The following is a 23,080-nucleotide window of genomic DNA, read 5'->3' as shown; positions in this document are numbered from 1 at the left end:
CTGTGCCTGGCCTTCCTGCAGGGTCTGCTGGCGCGGAGAGGGCTGCTAGCCGCCGAATCTGCTGTCGATCAGATCGAGGACCTCCTGCCGCGACGCGCTGGTCAGATCGATTCCCGACGGCGTCGACCGGTCGTCGAGTTCGGACAGCAGGCGACCGAGTCGGTCCGTGACCTGTGGTCGGATGTCGTCGTCCGGGTCCAGGGACGTGAGCTGCGATTCCAGTCGGGTCAGCGTCTCCAGGACGGGCGGCGGCGTGGCCTCCTGCGCCGGCACGGCCGCGGCGCGGAGGTGGGCCGCGAGTTGCTCGGGGTTCGGGTGGTCGAAGACCAGGGTGGGCAACAGTCGCAGGCCGGTCGCGGACTGCAGCCGGTTGCGCAGTTCGACGGCCATCAGCGAGTCGAACCCCAGGTCCTTGAAGGCCCGCTCGGCACCGACGGCGTCCGGGCCCGGGTGGCCCAGGACGGCTGCGGCGTGTCCGCGTACCACGTCCACCAGCATCCGTTGCTGCTCGCCGGATGACAGCCCGGCCAGTCGATGCAGCACGTTGCGTTGTCCGGTGTTGCGGCGCGCCGGTGCGGGGTGCAGGTCACGCATCATGGTCGACGGGGTGTCGTTCGCGGTCACGTCGAGCCGGGCCGGCACGAGCAGCGGGAGGTCGGTCCGCAGCGCGGCGTCGAACAGGGCGAGTCCCTCGGCGGCGGACAGGGGGGCGACGCCGGCCCGGTCCGCCCGGGCGCGGCCGGTCGCGTCCATCGCGGACGCCATTCCGTCGCTCTGCGCCCACAGCCCCCAGGCCAGTGACTGGGCGGGGAGCCCCAGCGACCGGCGGTGCGCCGCGAGGCCGTCGAGGGTGGCGTTCGCTGCGGCGTAGGCGCTCTGGCCGGGGCTGCCGAGGATCCCGGCGGCGGAGGAGAACATCGTGAAGAACGCCGGTGGTCGGTCCCTGGTCAGTTCGTGCAGGGCGACGGCGGTGTCGACCTTGGCCCGGAGCACGCCGGCGACCCGTTCCGGTGTCATCGACTCGACCACGCCGTCGTCGAGCACGCCCGCCGCGTGGACGACCCCGCCGATCCGTACGCCGGCGAGCACGCGCGCCAGCGCGTCGCGGTCGGCGGTGTCGACCGCGACGACGTGTGCCCCGAGGTGCTCGACGAGTTCCGTGGCGGCGGGTGACTCCGGGCCGCTGCGGCTGAGCACCAGCAGGTTCCGCACGCCACGGTCGACGACGAGGTGGCGGGCGATCAGCCGGCCGAGCGCGCCGGTGCCGCCGGTGATGACGACCGTTTCGTCCGGTGGCACCAGCGGTGCGTCGTCCGTGGTGGCGGGTACCGGGGTGCGTGCCAGCCGGGGCGTCAGCAGCCTGCCGTCGCGGACCGCGAGCTGGCTCTCCCCGGCGGCGACCACGGCGCTCAGGGTCCGTTCGTCGTGGGTGCCGTCGGTGTCGAGGAGGACGAGGCGTTCGGGGTGTTCCGACTGGGCGGAGCGCACCAGTCCCCAGACTCCGGCGGCACCCAGGTCGGACACGACGTCGTCGGCCGTCACCGCGACCGCCCCGGCCGTCTGGATCACGAGCCGTTCCTGGTCGTCGTGGCCTACGGCGAGCCATTCCTGTATCTGCCGCAGGGCGTCGGTGACCGCGTCGCGTGGGTTCGCGCCGCCGCATCGCCGTACGTCGAGGGTGATCCCGGCGGGTTCCGGTCCGGGTGGTGTCGGCTGCCACTGCACGTGGAACATGGCTCGCCGCAGCACGGTGTCGGCCGCCAACCGTTGCGTGGTCACCGGCCGCAGCGTCAGGGAGTCCACCGCGTACACGGGGTTGCCGGCCTGGTCGAACGCGGCGACCGCGATGGTGTCCGCGCCGGTGCGGCGCAGCCGTACCCGGGCCGAGGTGGCGCCGGTGGCGAACACCGCGACGCCGGTCCAGGCGAAGGGCAGGCCGGCGGCGACGAGCAGCGTGGCGGCGTGCAGGGAGGCGTCCAGCAGGGCCGGGTGCACGCTGTGGCGGCCGGCCTCCGCCACCGTCACCTCGGCGTCGACGACGTCGTCGCGCTGCCATGCGGCGCGCAGTCCCTGCAACGCCGGACCGTATTCGAAGCCCTGGTCGGTGAGCCTGTCGTAGGTGCCGTCGGTGTCCACGGGTGTGGCGTGCGCCGGGGGCCAGGCCGGTTCGGCGAGGGGCAGGGTCGGCTGCCGGTTCGACAGGTTCCCGGTGGCGTGGCAGGTCCAGCCGGATTGGTCAGGTGTCCGGGAGTACACCGTCACGGTCCGCTGTCCGGTGGTGCCGCCCGGCTCCAGCACGACCTGCAGCAGGATCTCGCCCTGTTCGGGCACCGCCATCGGCGTCGCGACGGTCAGGTCGTCGACGACGGGGCAGCCGACCAGGTGGCCGGCGGTGAGGGCGAGGTCGACGAACGCCGCGCCGGGCAGGAGCACCACTCCCCCGTACGCGTGGTCGGCCAGCCACGGCTGGGCGTGCCGGGACACCCGACCGGTCACGACCAGCCGGTCCGTGTCGGGGGACTCCACCACCTCCCGGAGGATGTCGTGGTCGAGGGCGGACGACCCGTGTCCGGTGTCGCGCCCGAGGCTGATGCCGCCGGCCCAGTATCGTTTGTGCTGGAAGGCGTAGGTCGGCAGGTCGATCCGCCGTCCGGCGTCGCCGAGCCACGCGCTCCAGTCGACGCTCCGGCCGTCGGCGTGCGACCGGGCCAGCGCGGCCAGGAGTGCGGCCGGTTCGGCCAGCCGGCGGCGCTGCGTCGGCACCCACGGCACCGGCGCGGTGGCCAGTCCGGCCAGTACGGCGTCCGGGCCGATCTCGACGCAGGAGGTGACGTCGTGTCCGGCGAGGGCGTCGACGCAGTCGGCGAACCGGACGGTGTCCCGGATGTTCGCCACCCAGTGTTCCGGTGTGCACAGTTGCGCCGCCGAGGCGGGTTTCCCGGTCACTCCGGACAGCAGCGGCAGGACGGGTGGCCGTAGCTCCACCGTCGCCAGGACCGCACGGAACCCGTCGAGCATGCCGTCGGTCAGCGGCGAGTGGAAGGCGTGGCTGACCGCGAGCCGGGTGGTCCGGACGCCCCGGGCGGTCAGGTCGGCGGCGGCGGCGAGGACCGGCTGTTCCGCTCCGGAGAGCACGACGGCGGTGGGTCCGTTCACCGCGGCGAGGGCCACCTGCTCGGACAGGTACGGTGCCACGGTCGCCTCGTCGGCGCGTACCGACACCATCGCGCCGCCGGGTGGCAGTGCCTGCATCAGCCGGGCGCGGGCGGCGACCAGGCGGGCCGCGTCGGGTAGGGACAGCACCCCGGCCACGTGTGCGGCGACGAGTTCGCCGAGCGAGTGGCCGAGTACCAGGTCCGGCCGGATGCCGAAGGTCCGCATCAGTTCGGTGAGCGCCACTTCGACGGCGAACAGCCCGGTCTGGGCGTACTGGGTCTGCTCGACCAGTTCCGGGGTGTCGCCCCAGACGACCTCGCGCAGCGGTCGCGGCAGGTGTCTGTCCAGTTCCGCGGTGACCGTGGCGAATGCTGCGGCGAACGGCGGGAAGGCGCGGGCGAGTTCGCGGCCCATGCCCAGTCGCTGGGCGCCCTGACCGGTGAACGCGAACGCAGTCAGCCCGGCCGGCCGTGCTTCGCCGGTGAACACCTCGGGGTGGTCGTCCTCTCCGGCGGCCACCACGGCGAGGCCCCGCCGCAGGTCGGTCAGGTTCGACCCGGTGATCACCGCGCGGTGCGGGAACGCCGGACGGGTGGTCAACGTGCGGGCCACGTCGGCGGGGTCCGGTTCCGGCTGGTGGGCCAGGTGGGCCAGCAGGCGCGCGGCCTGTGTCCGCAGCGCGTCGGGCGTGCGGCCGGATATCGGCCAGACCAGGCCGGCGGGTGTCGTCACGGTGTGCGGCCCCGGGGCCGGTGGGGGAGGCTCGGCCGGTGGTTCCTCGATGATGACGTGCGCGTTGGTTCCGCTGACGCCGAATCCGGAGATCCCGGCCCGCCGGGGTCGTTGTCCGTGGGGCCAGTCGCAGGGTTCGAGGAGCAGGCGTACGCCGCCGCCGGACCAGTCCACCTGGCGGCTCGGCTGGTCCACGTGCAGGGTGCGGGGCAGCCGGCCGTGCCGCATCGCGAAGATCATTTTGATGATGCCGGCGATCCCGGCGGCGGCCTGGGTGTGGCCGATGTTCGACTTGATCGAGCCCAGCCACAGCGGGCGTTCCGCGGGCCGGTCACGTCCGTAGGTGGTGAGCAGGGCCTGCGCCTCGACCGGGTCGCCGAGGGTGGTTCCGGTGCCGTGTCCCTCGACCACGTCGACGTCGCCGGCGGTCAGGCCGGCCGCCGCGAGCGCCTGGCGGATCACCCGCTGCTGGGCCTTCACGCTGGGGGCGGTGAAGCCGTTGGACGCGCCGTCCTGGTTGACCGCGCTACCGCGCACGATCGCCAGCACGGTGTGCCCGTTGCGTCGGGCGTCCGAGAGTCGTTCCACCACCAGGACGCCGACGCCCTCGGCGAATCCGGTGCCGTCGGCGGCGTCGGCGAAGGACCGGCACCGGCCGTCCCCGGAGAGTCCCCGGCGGCGGCCGAACTCGATGACCGCCTCCGGGGTCGCCATGACCGCGACCCCGCCCACCAGCGCCAGCCCGCACTCCCTGGCCCGCAGCGCCCCGGTGGCCACGTGCAACGCCACCAGCGACGCCGAGCAGGCGGTGTCCAGGGTCATCGCGGGACCTTCCAGGCCCAACGTGTAGGAGATCCGCCCGGAGATCATCGCGCCGGTCCCGGTGCTGCCGAGGTAGTCGTGGTACATGGCGCCGACGAAGACGCCGGTGTCGCTGCCCCGTAGCGTGGTCGGGTCGATCCCGGCCTGTTCGATCGCCGACCAGGACACCTCCAGCAGCAGCCGCTGCTGGGGGTCCATGTCCAGGGCCTCGCGCGGTGAGATGCCGAAGAAGTCGGCGTCGAAGACCCCGGCGTCGTGCAGGAATCCGCTGCCGCGGGTGTAGGTGTGCCCGGGTGTCCCCGGCTCGGGGTGGTAGAGGTCCTCGGCCCAGCCCCGGTCGGTGGGCAGCGGCGTGATGCCGTCGCCGTCCTCGACGACGAACTGCCACAGTTCCTCCGGTGACCCCACCCCGCCCGGATACCGGCAGGCCATGCCCACGATCGCGATCGGCTCCCGCAGCGAGTCGGCCAGTCCGGAGTTGCGCAGGCGCAGCCGTTCGTTCTCCTTGACAGCGGCGCGGAGCGCCTGGACCAGCTTCTCGTCGCTCATGGAGACGGGACCTCCTCGTCTGGGTCGCCCGGGTGGGCACCGCCGAGCGCCATCGCGATGAGGCTGTCGGTGTCCAGGTCGTCGATCGCCTCCAGCGCACCCGCCTGGGCCGGATCGCCGGAGGCCAGCGCGAGCAGGCGGTCCAACAGGCCCGACTCGCGCAGCTCGCTCATCGGGATGGTGTGCAGCAGTTGCCGGACCTGCTCGTCGTCGGCGGTCGGTTCGGCCGTGGGGAACAGCACCGTGTCCAGGTGCGTGGCCAAGTCGTGCACGTTGGCGTGCTCGAAGACCATGGTGGCGGGTAGTCGCAGGCCGGTGGCGTCGCCGAGGCGGTTGCGGAACTCGACCGCCATGAGCGAGTCGAACCCGAGGTCGGTGAAGGCCCGGTGTGGGCCGATGGTCGCGGTCGTGGGGTGTCCCAGCACCGCGGCCGCGTGGCCGCCCACCAGGTCCGCGAGTGTCCGTCGGCGGTCCTGCGTCGGGCGTCCCGCCAACCGGGCGCGGATGTCGTCGCGTCGGGGCTCCTGCCGTGGGGGTCGCGGCAGCAGGCTCCGCAGCAGCGGTGCGGTCGCCTCGCCGGGTGTGGGTTGCAGCCGGGCCGCCACCACGACGGGACGGGCGCAGCGCAGCGCGGCGTCGAACAGCAGCAGGCCGTCCCGGGTCGGCAGGGGGGTGACGCCGGCGCGGGCCGCGCGGGCCCGGTCCGCCTCCCCCATGCCGCCGGTCAGGGTCGAGGGTGTCTCCCACAGGCCCCAGACGATCGACCGGGCCGGCAGTCCCCGGGCCCGCCGGCGGGTCACCAGCGCGTCCAGTGCCGCGTTGGCGGCCGAGTAGGCGGCCTGCCCGGCGTTGCCCAGGGTCCCCGCGAGCGAGGAGAACACCACGAAGAACGACAGGTCCTGGTCGCGGGTCAACTCGTCGAGCCAGGCGGCGGAGGTGACCTTGGTGGACATGACGCGTCGGACACGGTCCGGTGTCAGCGATGTCACCGGGGCGTCGTCGAGCAGGGTCGCGCAGTGCACGACCCCGCCGATCCGGACGCCGTGCAGGGCCCGGCCCAGTGCCGCGCGATCGGACACGTCGACGGCGAGCACCCGTGCGCCCAGGTCGGCGACGAGTCCGGCGGCGTCGGGTGCAGCCGGCCCGCTGCGGCTCAGCAGCAGCAGGTCGCGGACGCCGTGATCAGCCGCGAGGTGCCGGGCGATCAGCGCGCCGAGTCCGCTGGTGCCGCCGGTGATCACGACGGTGGCCTGCGGATCGACGGCGGGGAGGTCGGCGTCGGCCGTGGTGGGCGCCAGCCGGGGCACCAGCGTGCCTGCGGGTCGCAGCGCGATCTGGGGTTCGTCCCACTCGGAGAGGCCGGCCGGCAGTTCCTGGGTGCCGTCGGCGGGCAGGTCGGCCAGGACGAACCTGCCGGGGTGTTCGATCTGGGCGGAGCGCACCAGGCCCCAGACGGCCGCGGCTTCGGGTTGCGGCGGGTCGTCCTGCGGGGTGGTCTGGACCGCGCCGTGGGTCACGAGCACCAGTGGCCGATCGGCGGTGCCGGCCAGGCGGTTCTGGAGGATCTCCAGCACGTCGCCGACGTCCCGGCCGGTGACGTCGATCCGGTCGTGGCCGCCGGGGACGGCAGGGACGGGGTGGTGCATGGGGCGTTGCCATTCGACCGCGAACAACGCGTCGCGTACCGGGCTGTCGGCCGGGTGGCCGCGCAGGGTGAGCGCGTCCACGGTCAGGACGGGCGTGCCGGTCTCGTCGGTGGCGTCGACCGACAGGGTGTCCGTGCCGGCGGGGCGCACCCTCGCCCGCAGGGTCGTCCCGCTCGGCGCGTGGAAGCGCAGGCCGCTCCACAGGAACGGCACCCGGGGACGGTGGCCGTCGGGCAGGAACACCGAGGCGTGCAGGACGGCGTCCAGCAGTGCCGGATGGGTTGCGTAGCCCTGCGGGTCGGTGGTGGTCCGGGCCTCGACGAGGACCTCGTCGCCGACGCGCCAGGCCGACCGTAGGCCCTGGAACGTCTCGCCGTAGGCGAAGCCCCGGCTGGCGAGCCCGGGGTAGAGCCCGTCGAGGTCGATCGGCACCGCCCCGGGTGGGGGCCATTCACCCGCCGGGCCGGCGGTCTGCGGCACCGCCGGGGAGAGCAGGCCCGCCGCGTGCTGCGTCCACGGGCCGTCGTCGTCACCGGCGCGGGCGTAGACGGCGACCGGCCGCCGGCCGGCGGCGTCCGGGCCGTCGACGGTCACCTGGACCTGCACGGTGCCGGCGGCGGGCAGGACCAGGGGTGTCCGCAGCGTCAGTTCGTCGATGGCGAGATCGTCGACGGCCTGGGCGGCGCGACGCGCCAGCTCCACGAAGCCGGTGGCCGGGAAGAGGGTCACGCCGTGGATGACGTGGTCGGCCAGCCAGGGTTGGGCGGCGACGGACAGCCTGCCGGTGAAGACCCGTCCACCCCGGTCGGGCAGGTCCACTCCCGCGCCGAGCAGGGGGTGGTCGACGGCGTCGAGGCCGGCGCGGGTGACGTCGCCGGTGGCGAGGCTGACGGCGGGCCAGAACCGGGTGGACCGGAAGGGGTACGTCGGCAGGTCGACCCGGCGGGCGCCCGGGAACAGCGGCGGCCAGTGCACCGCGACGCCGTGCACGTGGGCGCGTGCGGTCGCGGTGACCACGGTGACGTCCTCGGGTTGGTTGCGGCGGCACGTCGGGAGGTTGGCCGCGGTGCGGGGGCCCAGCGCCGACAGGACGGAGTCCGGTCCGATCTCCAGGGACACCGTGACACCGAGGTCGGTCAGCCGTGCGACGCGGTCGGCGTAGCGCACCGTGTCGCGGACGTGCCGGACCCAGTAGCCGGGCTCGGTGACGTCGCCGTCGGCGACGACGTCGATCACGGGTTTGTTGAACGTCAGCCGGTCGACGACGTCCTGGAAGTCGGCGAGGACGGGCTGCATGAGGTGGGAGTGGAAGGCGTGGGACACCCGTAGCCGGGTCGACCTGTCGAATCCGGCGGCCACCCGCAGGACCGCTTCCTCGGTGCCGGCGATCACCACCGCCCGGGGGCCGTTGACCGCGGCGAGGGACACCTCGTCGGACAGCAGCGGCAGGACCTCCTCCTCGCCCGCCCGCAGCGCCACCATCGCCCCGTCGCCGGGCAACGCCTGCATCAGGCGGGCGCGCTCGGCCACCAGCGTGCACGCGTCGTCAAGCGACAGGACGCCGGCGACGTGGGCGGCGGCGATCTCGCCGATCGAGTGCCCGGCCACGTGGTCGGGCACGATTCCCCAGGATTCGGTCAGCCGGAAGAGCGCCACCTGGAACGCGAACAGGGCGGGTTGGGCGTTGCCGGTCTCGGCGAGTCGCGCCTGGTCCTGACCGAAGAGCACGTCGCGGATCGGCAGCCGGGCCAGTACCTCGTCCATGGCCTGCGCGAAGGCGGGGTACCGGCGGTACAGTTCGACGCCCATGCCGGGCCGCTGGGAGCCCTGGCCGGAGAAGACCATCGCCAGTCGGGGCGTGGGCGCGGCTGCTGCCCGGAAGAGTCCGGCGCGTTCGCCGCCTGCCGCCAGCGTCTGCAGGGCCGTGCGGAACTCGGTGCGGTCACCGGCGACGATCGCCGCACGATGTTCGAACGCCGTCCGGGTGGTCGCCAGCGAGTACCCGACATCGACCGGATCGAGATCCACACACGACAACAACTGCTCCGCCCGGGCGCGCAGGGCGGCCGGGTTCTTCGCCGAGATCACCCACGGGACGACCGGCGGGGCGGGTGTCGCCGGCTCGGCCGGTGGCTGCGGTGTGGCGGGTTCCTCCAGGATCACGTGGGCGTTCGTGCCACCGATCCCGAACGACGACACCCCCGCACGACGCACCCGACCCACCTCCGGCCACACCCGCGCCTCACCCAACACCGCCACCCCACCACCCGACCAATCCACCTGCGACGACGGCACCGACACATGCAACGACGCCGGCAACACCCCAAACCGCAACGCCTGCACCATCTTGATCACACCCGCCACACCAGCAGCCGCCTGCGTATGACCAACATTCGACTTCACCGACCCCAACCACAACGGCCGCCCCACCACCCGACCCCGCCCATACGTCCCCACCAACGCCTGCACCTCAATCGGATCCCCCAACCGCGTCCCCGTCCCATGCCCCTCCACCACATCCACATCACCCACACCCAAACCCGCCACACCCAACGCCCGCCGAATCACCCGCTGCTGAGCCAACCCACTCGGCGCCGTCAACCCATTCGACGCACCATCCTGATTAACCGCACTCCCCCGCACCACCGCCAACACCCGATGACCCCACCGACGCGCCTGCGACAACCGCTCCACCACCACCACACCCACACCCTCCGACCAGGCGGTGCCAGCGGCCGAGTCGGAGTAGGAGTGGCAGCGGCCGTCCGGGGACAGGCCGCCCTGCCGGGAGAACTCGATGAAGGTCGTCGGCGTGGACATGACGGTGACGCCGCCGGCGAGGGCCAGCGAGCACTCCCCGGCCTGTAACGCCTGCACCGCCAGGTGCAACGCCACCAACGACGACGAACACGCGGTGTCCACGGTGATGGCGGGTCCCTGGAGGCCCAGCGCGTAGGAGACCCGGCCGGACACCACGCTGGAGGCGCGTCCGGCGAGGGTGTAGCCCTCGACGCCGGCGGTGGTCTGTTGCAGGATTCCGTAGTCCTGGCCGTTGGTGCCGGCGAAGACCCCCGTGTCGCTGTCGCGCAGGGTGGCCGGGTCGATGCCGGCATGTTCCAGGGCCTCCCAGGAGACCTCCAGGAGGAGCCGCTGCTGCGGGTCGGTGGCCAGGGCCTCGCGCGGTGAGATGCCGAAGAACTCCGCGTCGAAGTCACCGGCGTCGTGCAGGAAGCCGCCGCCCCGGGCGTGGGTGTGGCCGGGGGCGCCCTGGCGGGGGTCGTAGAGGTCCACCGGCCAGCCGCGGTCGGTCGGGAAGCCGGTGATCGCGTCGCGTTCCTCGATCACGAACCGCCACAGGTCGTCGGCCGACCGGATGCCACCGGGGTAGCGGCAGGCCATGCCCACGATCACCACCGGGTCGTCGGGGGTGGCCCGGTGGTCGGCGACCGGCGGACGGCCGGGTGCCGAGGGGGTGCGCTGCCCGTCGGTCAGCTGCTGGCGCAGGTACGCCGCGAGGGTGCCCGGATCGGGGTGGTCGAAGACCAGGGTGGCGGGCAGCCGCAGGCCGGTGGCCTTGCTGAGCCGGTTGCGGAACTCGACCGCGAGCAGCGAGTCGAAGCCGATCTCCTTGAACGCCCGGTCGGGTCGGATCAGGTCGGGGCTGTCGTGGCCGAGGACGGTCGCGGCGTGCGTACGGACCAGGTCGAGCACCAGCCGCCGTTGCTCCTCGACCGGTCTGCGGGCGAGCCGGCCGTCGAGCCGGTGCGGTGGGGAGGCGGGTGTGGTGGTGCGGCGGCCGCGCAGCAGCGGGGAGGTCTCGTCGCCCGGTGTCCGGGTGAGCCGGGCCGCGACGAGTTCGGGCTCGGGGGTCCGCAGGGCGGCGTCGAACAGCCGCAGGCCGTCCCGGACGGAGAGGGGGTGTACGCCGGCGCGGGTCAGTCGTGCCCGGTCGGCGTCGGTCATCGCCTCGGTCAGGCCGGTGTCCACCTCCCACAGGCCCCAGGCGATCGACTGGGCCGGTGCCCCCCGGGCGTGCCTGCGCCGGGCGAGGCTGTCGAGTGCGGCGTTGGCGGCGGCGTACGCGGCCTGCCCCGCGTTGCCGAGGACGCCGACGACGGAGGAGAACAGCACGAAGAACGCCAGGTCCTGGTCGCGGGTCAGCTCGTCGAGCAGGACGGCCGAGGTGGCCTTGGCGGCCAGCACGCGGGCCAGCCGGTCCGGGGTGAGTGACGTGAGGGGGGCGTCGTCGAGGATGCCCGCCGCGTGCACGATGCCGCCGACCCGTACGCCGCGCAGCGCCTCGCCCAGTGCGGCCCGGTCCGACACGTCGACTGCCACGATGTCGGCGTCCAACTCCGCTGCCAGGTCGGCCGCCCCCGGGGCGGCCGGTCCGCTGCGGCTGAGCAGCAGCAGGCGGCGTACTCCGTGGTCGGCCTTCAGCCGGCGGGCGATCAGTGCGCCCAGGGTGCCCGTGCCGCCGGTGATGACGACGGTGGCCTGCGGGTCGACGGCGACAGGTGTGTCGCCGGGGTTCGCGGGGACGAGCCGTGGCACGTGGGCGACGCCGTCGCGGAAGGCGAGTTGTGGTTCGTCCCAGCCGGCGACGTCGGGCGGTAGGGGGCCACGGTCGGAGTCCACCAGCACGAAGCGGCCCGGGTGTTCGGCCTGCGCCGACCGGACGAGGCCCCACACGGCGGCACTGTCGAGGCTGGGTGGTTCGTCGTCCGCCGTGATGGCGTACGCCCGTCGGGTGGTCAGCACCAGTGGTTCGGGTGGGCCGGTCAGCCGTCGCTGCAGGATGTCCAGCACGGCTGCGGCGTCCTGGTCGGTGACGTCGACGACGTCGCCGGTGCCGGTGGATGCCGGCGGGTCGAACTGCTGCCATGCGACGGTGAACAGGGCCCTGTCGGGCAGACCGCCGTCGCCGGCCGGGGCGCGCAGGGTCAGCGCGTCGACGGTCAGGACGGGTGCGCCGGTCGCGTCGACGGCGTCGATCGCCACGGCGTCGGGTGCGACGCGGCGCAGTCGGGCGCGCAGCGCCGATCCGGCTGGTGCGTGCACGCTGACGCCGGTCCAGACGAACGGCAGACCGTCTGCGGTCCCGCCGTCGAGCAGCGTCGCGGCGTGCAGCACGGCGTCGAGCAGCGCCGGGTGGACGGTGTGGCCGCCGGTGGCCAGGTCGGTGCTCGTCTCGACGGTCACCTCGCCGTCGTGCGACCAGGCCGCGTCGAGACCCTGGAATGCGGGCCCGTACTGGAATCCGCGTTCGTCGAGTTCCGCGTAGAGGCCGGTCAGGGGAATTTCGGTGCCCTCGGTGGCGGGGCGGTCGTCCGGTGGCCGCCGCGGTTCGCGGCTGAGGGTGCCGGTGGCGTGGCAGATCCACGCGGGTGAGCCGGTGGTGTCCGTCCGGGCGTTGATCCGCACGGACCGTTGTTCCGGTTGGTCGGCGGGGTCGATGACGACCTGTACCTCGACGGTTCCCGACGGGGGGAGCACCAGTGGTGTGGACAGGGTCAGTTCGGCGACGCGGGGGTATCCGGCGAGTTCACCGGCGGTCGTCGCGAGGTCGAGGAAGCCGGTGCCGGGGAAGAGGACGTCTCCTCGTACCCTGTGGTCGGCCAGCCAGGGGTGGGTCTGGTGCGACACTCCGCCGAGCAGCACCAGACGTTGCGGGTCGGGGGTGGACACCAGGGTCCGGAGGATGTCGTGCTCGATCTGGTCCAGGCCGGCGCCGGTGCTCGGCGCGGTGGTGGTGTCGGTGTGCCAGAAGTGTTCGTGTTGGAAGGGATACGTCGGCAACCCCACCCGACGACCACCCACAAACGCCGCACCCCAATCCACCCCCACACCCGCAACAAACACCTCACCCAACGACAACAAAAACCGCCCCCAACCACCCTCACCACGACGCAACGTCCCCACCACCACAACACCCCCACCACCACCACGAGCCTCCACCACCTCCTCCACCGCCATCGTCAACACCGGATGCGGACTCACCTCAACAAAAACACCAAACCCCTCACCCACCAAAGCACCAACCGCACCCTCAAAACCCACCACCTCCCGCAAATTACGACACCAATACCCCGCCCCCAACTCACCCCCATCAACCACCCCACCCACCACCGTCGAATAAAAAGCAACCCCACCCGACACCGGCACCACCGACCCCAACTCCACACCCAACCGACCCACCACCCCATCCACCTGAAACGAATGCGCCGCATAATCCACATCAACCACCCGCACCCACACCCCCAACTCCCCACACCGCTCCACCAACTCCCCCAACGCCCCCACCTCACCCGACACCACCACCGACGACGGACCATTCACCGCCGCCACCACCACCCGACCCCCCAACCCCACCAACAAACCCTCCACCACACCCACCGACACCCCCAACACCGCCATACCACCCCCACCCGACAACCCCCGCAACAACCGACTCCGCACCGCCACCACCCGCGCCGCATCCCCCAAACTCAACACCCCCGCCACACACGCCGCCGCAATCTCACCCTGCGAATGCCCCACCACCACATCCGGCACCACCCCAAACCCCCGCCACACCTCAGCCAACGACACCATCACCGCAAACAACACCGGCTGCACCACATCAACCCGATCCAACCCCACCCCACCCGACACCACCTCCAACAAATCCCACTCCACAAAAGGAGCCAACGCCACCGCACACTCACCCATACGCGCCGCAAAAACCGACGACGACACCAACAACTCCGCCGCCATACCCACCCACTGCGAACCCTGACCCGGAAAAACAAAAACCACACCCCGCCCACCACCCCCCACCCCAGCCACCACACCCGGACCGCTCACGTCCACACCGCCACCGGCCACCTCGACGAGACCCGACCGCAGATCCGCTCCCGAACCCACCACCACCGCCCGCGTGCCAAAGACCGATCGCGACCCCAGCGACACGGCGACATCCACATCGCGCACACCATCCACCGCGCCCACCAGGCCACCCGCCATCGCACGTAACGCCGACTCCGACCGGGCGGACAACACCCACGGAACCACGGGCGTGGTGGACACCGCCGGCCTGTCGGACGGGGCCGGTTCCTCCGCCGGCGCCTCCACGATCACGTGCGCGTTCGTGCCGCTGATCCCGAACGAGGAGACGGCGAACCGCCGTGGGCGGCCGGTGTCCGGCCAGGGGGTGGCTTCGCGGAGCAGCGCGACGGTGCCCGTGGTCCAGTCGATGCGGGGTGAGGGCACGTCGGCGTGCAGGGTCCGGGGCAGCGTGCCCTGTCGCATCGCGCAGATCATCTTGATCACGCCACCGATGCCGGCGGCGGCCTGGGTGTGGCCGACGTTGGACTTCAGCGAGCCGAGCCACAGCGGCCGGTCGGGCGGCCGGTGCCGGCCGTAGGTGGCCAGGAGGGCCTCGGCCTCGATCGGGTCACCGAGCCGCGTGCCGGTGCCGTGGGCCTCCACCGCGTCGACGTCCTGCGCCGTGAGGCCGGCTGCGCCGAGCGTCTGCCGGATGAGGGCTTCCTGGGCGGCGCCGTTGGGGGCGGTCAGGCCGTTGCTCGCCCCGTCGGAGTTGATCGCCGAACCGCGGAGCACTGCCAGCGGTTGGTGCCCGTTGCGACGGGCGTCGGAGAGTCGCTCCAGCACCAGCACGCCGGCCCCCTCGGCCCAGGCGGTGCCGTCGGCGTCGGCGCCGAACGCCTTGCACCGGCCGTCGGGGGCGAGGCCCCGCTGCCGGCTGAACTCGACGAACATGCCCGGGCCGGCCATCACGGTGACGCCGCCGGCCAGCGCGAGGGTGCACTCCCCCTGCCGCAGTGACTGCGCGGCGAGGTGCATGGCGACCAACGACGACGAGCAGGCCGTGTCGACGGTGACGGCGGGGCCGGCGAGGCCCAGGGCGTAGGCGATCCGGCCGGAGACGACACTCACCGTGCCGCCGGTGAGCCGGTAGCCGTCCGAGCCTTCGCCGGTGGCGTCGAGTCGGGGTCCGTACTCCTGGTCGGTGGCGCCGACGAAGACGCCCACGCGGCTGTCGGTGAGGCTGAGGGGGTCGATCCCGGCGCGTTCGATGCCTTCCCAGGACACCTCCAGCAGGAGGCGCTGTTGGGGGTCCATCGCCGCGGCTTCGCGGGGGCTGATGCCGAAGAACTCGGCGTCGAAGGCCGCCGCGTCGTGCAGGAAGCCGCCGTGCCGGACGTAGGAGGTGCCGGGTCGGTCCGGGTCGGGGTCGAAGAGGCGTTCCAGGTCCCATCCCCGGTCGGTCGGCAGCGGGGTGATCGCGTCGGTGCCCTCGTCGACCAGCCGCCACAGGTCCTCCGGTGACCGGACGTCGCCGGGGTAACGGCAGGCCATGCCGATCACCACGACCGGGTCGTCCGTGGTGGGTGTCGTGGCCGGCGGTGGCGGTGACGGCACGGGTTCGCCTGTGGGGTCCGCGCGCAGGAACTCCGCGAGGTCGGCGGGGGTGGGGAACCGGAACGTCAGGCCGGTGGCGAGGTGCCGGCCGGTGGCGGTGCTCAGCCGGGCGGTGAGGCTGGTGACGCCCATCGAGTCGAGCCCGAGATCCTCGAAGGTGCGGTGCGGGTCGACGGCGTCGCCTGTCGCGTGTCCGAGTTCCGCCGCCACGGTGGCGCGGACCAGGTCGAGGGTGTCCGGGACCGGGTCGGTCGGCGCGGCCGGTGCGGGGACCTCCCCCACCCAGTAGCGCCTGCGGGTGAACGCGTAGGTGGGCAGGTCGACGTATCCGGCCGGGTCGGGTTCCAGGTCGGACAGCCGGTCGGTCGTGGGGTCGGTGTCGGCGCGACCGGCCGCGACCTCCGCCAGGGCGTCCCGGAGTCCGGTGGTGCCCTGTGGGTCGATGACGGCGTGGTGGGCGAACCGCGTCCTGGTCAGCGCGAGGGAGCGGCCGACCGCGTCGGGGTCCGCGTCGGGATGCTCGTGGAGCCAGGTGATCAGAGCTGCGGCCTGGGCCCTGAGGGCGTGCGGCGTCGGTGCCGAGATCAGCCAGGGCACGGGCGTGCCGGGCCGGGCCGGCGGCCGGCTGGTGGTCGGTGGGGGCGCGTCGGTGAGGACGAGGTGGCAGTTGACCCCGCCCATGCCGAAGGAACTCACGCCGGCGAGCAGCCGTCCGTCGGTAGGCCACGGTTGCAGGGTGGTCGGTACCCGCAGTCGCAGGTCGTCGAGCGGGATCCGGGGGTTCGGTCGGGTGAAGTTGAGGCTCGGCGGCAGTTGGCGGTGTCGCAGGCTCAGCACGAGTTTGAGCAGTCCGACCACGCCGGCCGCGCCTTCGAGGTGTCCGACGTTGGTTTTGGCCGAACCCACCAGCAGCGGCCGGTCGGCCGGGTGGTGGCGGCCGACGGCCGCGCCGAGCGCCCGGGCCTCGATCGGGTCACCGACCCTGGTGCCGGTGCCGTGCAGTTCGACGTACTGCACGTCGGCGGGGTCGACGCCGGCCTGTCGGTGGGCCTGTTCGATGACCTCCCGTTGGGCGTCCGGGCTGGGCACGGTGAGCTGGTGGTCACCGCCGTCGTGGTTGACCGCGCCGCCGAGGATGACGGCGTGGATCCGGTCGCCGTCCGCGACCGCCCGGGACAGCAGCTTGAGCACCACGACGACGCCGCCTTCGCCGCGTACGTAGCCGTTGGCACGTTCGTCGAAGGTGTAGCAGCGTCCGTCGGGCGACAGGCCGCCGAAGCGGGTCGCGCCGAGGGTGGTTTCGGCGCGGATGGTGATGTTGACGCCGCCGGCGATGGCTGCCGTGGACTCGCCCCGGCGCAGGCTCTCGCACGCCTGGTGCACGGCGACGAGGGAGGACGACTGGGCGGTGTCGACAGTCATGCTGGGTCCGCGTAGGCCGAGGAAATGCGACACGCGGTTGGCGATGATGCCGCGGCCGGTGCCGGCGATGGCGTGCTGGTCGACGGCCTCCGGGTCGGCGTGCAGCACCAGCGTCGCGTAGTCGTCCCACATCGCTCCGACGTAGACGCTGGTGGCGGTGTCGCGGAGCCGGGCGGGCGGGATCCTGGCGTCTTCCAGGGCCTCCCAGCCCAGTTCGAGCAGCAGCCGCTGCTGCGGGTCCATGGCCGCGGCGGCGCGGGGCGGGATGCCGAAGAACTCGGCGTCGAAGGTGTCGATCGTGTCGAGGAACGCGCCGAAGCGGTGGGGCAGCGGGGGGCCGGGCCAGCGTCCGGGTGGCGCCTCGCCGACCGCGTCGAGCCCGTCGGTCAGCAGCCGCCAGAAGTGTCGGGGGGTCGGGGCCTTCGGTAGGCGGCAGGCCACCCCGATGACGGCGACGGGTTCACCGGTCGTGCTGCTCGTGCCCGCCGTCATCACGGTGCCGGTCGGGTCGTGTCGGCGGTTGCCGGTTGCGCCGGGCGCAGCGGTGGGGGTGCCGACATGTGCACCGTGCGGTGGGCGATGCGCCAGCGGGTCCCCTCGCGGCGCAGCCGGTCCACGTAGTTGCCCAGGCGGCGCAGTCCGAACTGCCCGTCGGTGTAGAGGCCGGTCACCGTGACGATCGAGTACACCTCGGCGGTGGTGGGTCGAAGTGAGGTGATCAGGAGGTTGGACGTCACGTGCCGGAACATCACGCCCACCTCGTCGCGGGCGTGGTTCCACTGGTAGGTGAAGCCCGTCATGATCTGCTCCGGCGTGCTGAGCACGCTGGGGTAGCCCTCGGGGGGCGGGTCCATCTGGAAGACCGCGTCGGCGGTGTAGAGGGTCCGGAGCGTGTCGAAGTCGCCGGCGTCCAGCAGCAGTCCGGCTGCGACCACCACGTCGTGGATGGCGGCCCGGTCCCGGAGCGTCTGGGCGTCGAGGAGTGCGGTCTCGCCCGGGTCCAGCCAGTCTGATCTGCTCATGCCGTCCTTCCCGTGGCGCTGGCGCGCCGGATTCCGTCCAGCCATGTCCACATGGCGGCAGCGGTGCTGTCGGCGTGTTCGCCGACCATCGTGCAGTGGTCTCCCGGCACCTCACCGGCCTCGTGGTCGCCCGGCCACCGGGACCGCCAGTCACCGGTGACGGGCGGCTCGTCCGGCGACCCGGGTACCGGTTGCAGTGGGCGCAGGAACAGGGTGCGGGTCCGTACCGGTTCGGGTCGCCAGGTGCGGAACATGCGGCGGTAGCTGCCGAACGTGGTGAGGGAGGTGAAGTCCGGGGTGGCGAAGGTCGCCCGGCGGACGACCAGTTCGTAGTTCATGGCGCGCCGCAGGGCCGGGGACATGCCGTCGGGTGGATAGGTGTCCAGCAGGATCAGGGCCAGGGGTGGTGTCCCGGCCGTCTCCAGGGCGTGCGTCACCGCGTGGGCGAGCCATCCTCCCGAGGAGTAGCCGAGCAGGACGGGTGCCTCGTCGCCGGGACGTCCGAGGACCCGGCGGGTGAGCACGCCGACCAGTGCCTCGACGGTCGTGGCCAGGGGGTCGCCGGTGCGGAACCCGGGTACCGGCAGCACCGAGAGGTTCGTCCGGCCCTGGAGGTAGTTGGCCAGCCGGGCGAACTGGATGGCCGCTTCGACGGGCGCGAACGGTGGTACGGCGAACACCGCGGGTCCCTGTTCACCGCGGGCCAGGTCGACGAGGGTCGCGTCGGGGCCGAAGTCGGTGGCGGAGTCGAACGTCTCGCGTAGCGCTGCCGCGCCGACGCACAGCGATTCGATCGCGTTCATGTCGCCCCGCAGCGCGAGCCGCCGGTAGATGTCGTGCAGACCGCCGTCGGGTGGGGTGGTGGTGCTCGCGGCGTCGCCGCGCAGCAGTGCCAGCAGGTAGTCGGCCAGGGCCAGCGGGGTTTCGTGGTCGTAGATCAGGCCGGGGGGCAGCGGCAGGTCGGTCACCTTGGTCAGCCTGTCGCGTAGCGCGACGGCGCGTAGTGAGTCGAAGCCGAGTTCCCGCAGCGGGCGGTGCGGTTCGACGGAGTCCGGTGAGGGGTGGCCCAGTTCGGTGGCGATCTCTGCGCGGACGGTCCGCAGCAGCAGGTCGGTCTGCTGTTGACCGGATCGACCGGACAGCCGGGTGCGCAGGTCGGTCCGGGCGGTCCGGGCGGTGGTTGCCGACGGTGGGGGTGCCAGCTCGGTGATCAGGGGCCGGGGGCGGGCGGCGGTGTAGGTGGCGGCGAAGCGGGGCCAGTCGATGTCGGCGATGACCGGGACCGGGTTCGTGGTCGCGACCGCGCGGGACATCGCCCGGAGGGCGGTGTCGGGTGGCATCGGCCGTACGCCCCGGACGGTGTAGTGGTCGCCGGCCAGTTCGGCCATGCCCGGGCCGGCCCATGCTCCCCAGGCGATCGACGTGGCGGCCTGTCCCCGTGCCCGTCGTCGCTGCGCGATGGCGTCGAGGGCGGCGTTGGCGGCGCTGTATCCGGCCTGGGAGCCGCTGCCCCAGATGCCCGCCGCGGAGGAGAACAGGACGAACGCGTCGAGGTCGTGGTCGCTGGTCAGCGCATCCAGTACGGCGGCGCCTCCCGTTTTGGCGTCGAGTACCCCGGCGAGGTCGGTCGCAGTGGTCTCGGTGACCGTCGCGGGTGGCTGGGGGGTTGCGGCGGTGTGGACGACGGCCCGTACCTGTCGTCCGGTGGCCTGTAGTCGCGCCAGCAGGGCGGCCATCGCGGCCCGGTCCCGCACGTCGGCCGCCACCACCGTGGCCTCGACGCCCGTCGCGGCGAGGTCGTCGAGCAGCGTCGCGACCCCGGGTGCCTGTGGTCCCCGCCGGGACAGGAGCACCAGGTGTTCGGCGCCGGCGGTGGCCAGCCAGCGGGCGACCTGGCCGCCGAGTCCGCCGGTGCCGCCGGTGACCAGCACGGTTCCGCGCGGCCGCCACGGGGTCGCGGCCGCCGGGGCGGTCGACCGGGTGAGCCGGCGGACGTGGCGTCCGCCCGCGCGCAGGGCGATCTGGTCCTCGCCGGGGTCCAGCGCCAGCAGTCCGGGCAGCACGGCGAGGTCGGCGTCCGACGGTGCGGTGGGCAGGTCGATCAGCCCGCCCCAGCGGGCCGGCTGTTCGAGGCCGATCACCCGGCCGAGTGCGGCGACTGCCGCGCCGGCGACGGTGGTCACGGTTTCACCGGCGACGGACGTCGCGCCTGCCGTCACGTACCAGGTGGGTGCGGTGATGCCGGCGTCGGCGAGGGCCTGGGCGAGGGTGGCCGACCTGGTCAGTGCGGCCAGTTCGGTGTCCGCGCCGTCCGGCAGCCACAGGATGCCTGCCGGTTCGGCGGGCAGGGCGGTCAGCCGGGCCGCCAGGGCCTGTCGTGTCGCGCCCTCGTCGGTCAGTCGGGTGACGGTCATCCCGGCGGTGCCGCATGCGGCGGACAGCCGGTCGGCGAGTTCCCGGTCGGCGGCGACGAGCAGCCAGGTGCCGGCAGGGCCGTGGGTCGGCTGCGGGGCGGTCAGTGGTTCCCAGCGGATCTCGTAGTGCCAGTCGTGCCCGTCGGTGGTGGGGTGCGGGGTGGACGCCGGGGTCGGTTCGGGCCAGTAGCGGCGTCGTTGGAAGGCGTAGGTGGGCAGTTCGGCCGGGGTGCCGGCCGGGTGCGGGGGGACGAGGGCCACGGCGGGCCCGCCGTGGACGAACAGTTCCGCCATGGCCTGTGCGAAGGCGGCGGCCTGGTCGGTGTCGCGGCGTTGGGTGGGCACGACCGCGCGGCGGGGGGACTGCGGGAGGCATTCGCGGGCGAGCGTGGACAGCACCGCGTCGGGGCCGGCCTCGACGTAGACGGTGACGCCGGCGGCGTCCAGTGATCGTAGTGCGTCGGCGAAGCGGACGGTGCGGCGTACGTTGTCGAGCCAGTACCGGGCGGTGGCGAGTTCCGTGCCGGAGGTGATCCGTCCGGTGGTGGCGGAGACGAAGGCGACGGTGGGTTGTCCGAACGTGATGCCGGACAGCACGTCGGCGTACCGGTCGAGCATGGGGTCGATCGCGGCCGAGTGGAACGCGTGGGTGACCGTCAGCCGGGTGCTTCGCCAGCCCCGGGCGGTGAACACCTGCTCGGCGGCGGTCACGGCGGCGTCGGTGCCGGAGACCACCACCGAGGACGGGGCGTTGACGGCGGCGACGTCGACGGGTCGGTCGAGGGAGCGCAGCGCGGTGCGCACGTCGACCTCGCTGGCGCGGACCGCGCTCATGACGCCGCCGGGTGGTAGCTGCTGCATGAGGGAGCCGCGGGCGGCCACCAGGGTGGCGGCGTCCGGGAGGGAGAGCACTCCGGCCACGTGGGCGGCGGTGATCTCGCCGAGGGAGTGGCCGAGCACGTAGTCGGCGGTGTGGCCGAACGATTCGTACAGCCGGTACAGCGCCACCTCGACGGCGAACAGGGCGGGTTGGGCGTACCGGCTCTGTGCCAGGTGCGCGGCGTGGGGGGTCGCCGGGGCCGCGAACACGACGTCGCGCAGGGGGGTCGGCAGGGTGGTGTCGAACTGCCGGCACGCCGCGTCGAACGCCTGGGCGAAGGCGGGGAACCGTTCGTACAGGTCGCGGCCCATGCCGGGTCGTTGTGCGCCCTGTCCGGTGAACAGCACGGCGGTGCGGACGGCACCGGCGCGTCCGACGTGGACGGCGGGCGTGGGCTCTCCTGCGGCCAGGGACCGGAGCGCGGTGAGCCGGTCGTCGCGGTCCTGGCCGGTGACGACGGCCCGGTGGTCGAACAGGGTCCGGTGGGCGGCCAGGGTGTGGGCCACGGCTGCGTCGGCCAGGTGGGGGTTCGTGGTGAGGTGGGTGTGCAGTGCCGCGGCCTGGGCGCGCAGGGCGGCGGTGCTCCTGGCGGACAGGATCCACGGGTGGTGGCCCGCCGGGTCGTCGGTGTCGGCGGGCGGGTCGGTGGCCTGTTCGAGGACGACGTGGGCGTTGGTGCCGCCGATGCCGAAGGAGGACACGGCGGCGCGGCGGGGCCGGCCGGTGTCGGGCCAGTCCCGGTGCTCGTGGAGGAGTTCGACCGCGCCCCGCGTCCAGTCGACGTGTGACGAGGGTGGTGTCGCGTGCAGGGTCGCCGGCAGGTGGCCGTGCCGCATGGCCTGGACCATCTTGATGACGCCGGCCACGCCGGCGGCGGCCTGGGTGTGGCCGATGTTCGACTTCACCGAGCCCAGGTAGAGCGGCCGGTCGGGGGGCCGGTGCTGGCCGTAGGTGGACAGCAGCGCCCGGGCCTCGATCGGGTCGCCGAGGCCGGTTCCGGTGCCGTGTGCTTCGACGACGTCCACGTCGGCCGGGGAGAGTCCGGCGTTGGCCAGTGCCTGGGCGATGACCGCGCGTTGGGCGACGCCGTTGGGTGCGGTGATCCCGTTCGAGGCGCCGTCCTGGTTGGTCGCGCTGCCGCGGACCAGGGCCAGCACCGGGTGACCGAGCCGGTGGGCGTCGGACAGGCGTTCCACCAGCAGCAGGCCCGCGCCCTCTCCCCAGCCGATGCCGTCGGCGTCGTCGGCGAACGGCTTGCAGCGTCCGTCGGCGGCGAGGCCACCCTGTCGGGCGAACTCCCGCAGCGGGGCGGTGGTACCCATCACGGTGACGCCGCCGACGAGCGCCAGGTCGCACTCGTGGGCGCGCAGTGCGCGGACGCCGAGGTGCAGTGCCACCAGGGAGGAGGAGCATGCCGTGTCCACGGTGACCGCCGCTCCGGTCAGGCCGAGGGTGTAGGCGATCCGACCGGACAGCACGGACAGTGAGCTTCCGGTGACCGCGTCTCCTTCGCGGACGCCGTCGGCACCGGTGGCGCTTGGTGCGTAGCCGGTGAATGCGGCCCCGACGATGACGTCGGTGCGGCTGCCGCGCAGCGTGGTCGGGTCGATGCCGGCCCGTTCGACGGCCTCCCACGCCGATTCGAGCAGCAGGCGCTGCTGCGGGTCCATGGCGAGCGCCTCGTTCGGTGAGATGCCGAAGAAATCGGCGTCGAATCCGCTGGCGTCGTGCAGGAATCCGCCGAGGTTGGGCCCGACCTCCAGCGGGGCCCATCCCCGGTCGGTGGGCAGGGCGGTGACGGCGTCCGTGCCGGCGGCGACCAGGTTCCACAGCGCGTCCGGGGAGTCGACGCCACCGGGGTAGCGGCAGGCCATGCCGACGATCGCCACCGGCTCCAGGGACCGGGCCTCGACCTCGGCGAGCCGCTGGCGGGTGTGCTGCAGCTGGGTGGCGGTCTCGCGGAGGAAGTGGCGGAGTCGCTCGGAGTTGGTCACGGACCCTCCTCGGCTGGTG

3 protein-coding genes and 1 pseudogene are annotated in these 23,080 nt (G+C 73.2%); all 4 read right to left on the bottom strand.

From position 1 onward, the window contains the following. Positions 1-45: 45 nt before the first annotated feature. On the bottom strand, positions 46-5,259 hold the full coding sequence (locus Q2K16_RS01145) for a type I polyketide synthase (RefSeq protein ID WP_302743015.1): 5,214 nt from the start codon (positions 5,257-5,259) through the stop codon (positions 46-48). After that, positions 5,256-17,243, bottom strand: coding sequence for a type I polyketide synthase (locus Q2K16_RS01140; RefSeq protein WP_302743013.1), 11,988 nt, complete (start codon positions 17,241-17,243; stop codon positions 5,256-5,258). The genes Q2K16_RS01145 and Q2K16_RS01140 overlap by 4 nt, the downstream gene beginning before the upstream one ends. Continuing rightward, a complete protein-coding gene (locus Q2K16_RS01135) occupies positions 17,243-17,773 on the bottom strand; it encodes a nuclear transport factor 2 family protein (protein WP_302743011.1) in 531 nt (176 codons plus the stop codon). The genes Q2K16_RS01140 and Q2K16_RS01135 overlap by 1 nt, the downstream gene beginning before the upstream one ends. Beyond that, a pseudogene (locus tag Q2K16_RS01130) lies at positions 17,770-22,962 on the bottom strand (SDR family NAD(P)-dependent oxidoreductase); the annotation flags it as partial. The gene Q2K16_RS01135 and the pseudogene Q2K16_RS01130, both read right to left, overlap by 4 nt. Between the last annotated feature and the right edge of the window lie 118 nt (positions 22,963-23,080).

This window comes from Micromonospora cynarisoli (assembly GCF_030518815.1).
Classification (GTDB): Bacteria; Actinomycetota; Actinomycetes; order Mycobacteriales; family Micromonosporaceae; genus Micromonospora; species Micromonospora wenchangensis.
Note: the sequence above shows the minus strand (reverse complement) of the source record. Positions and strands in the feature narration are given on the sequence as shown.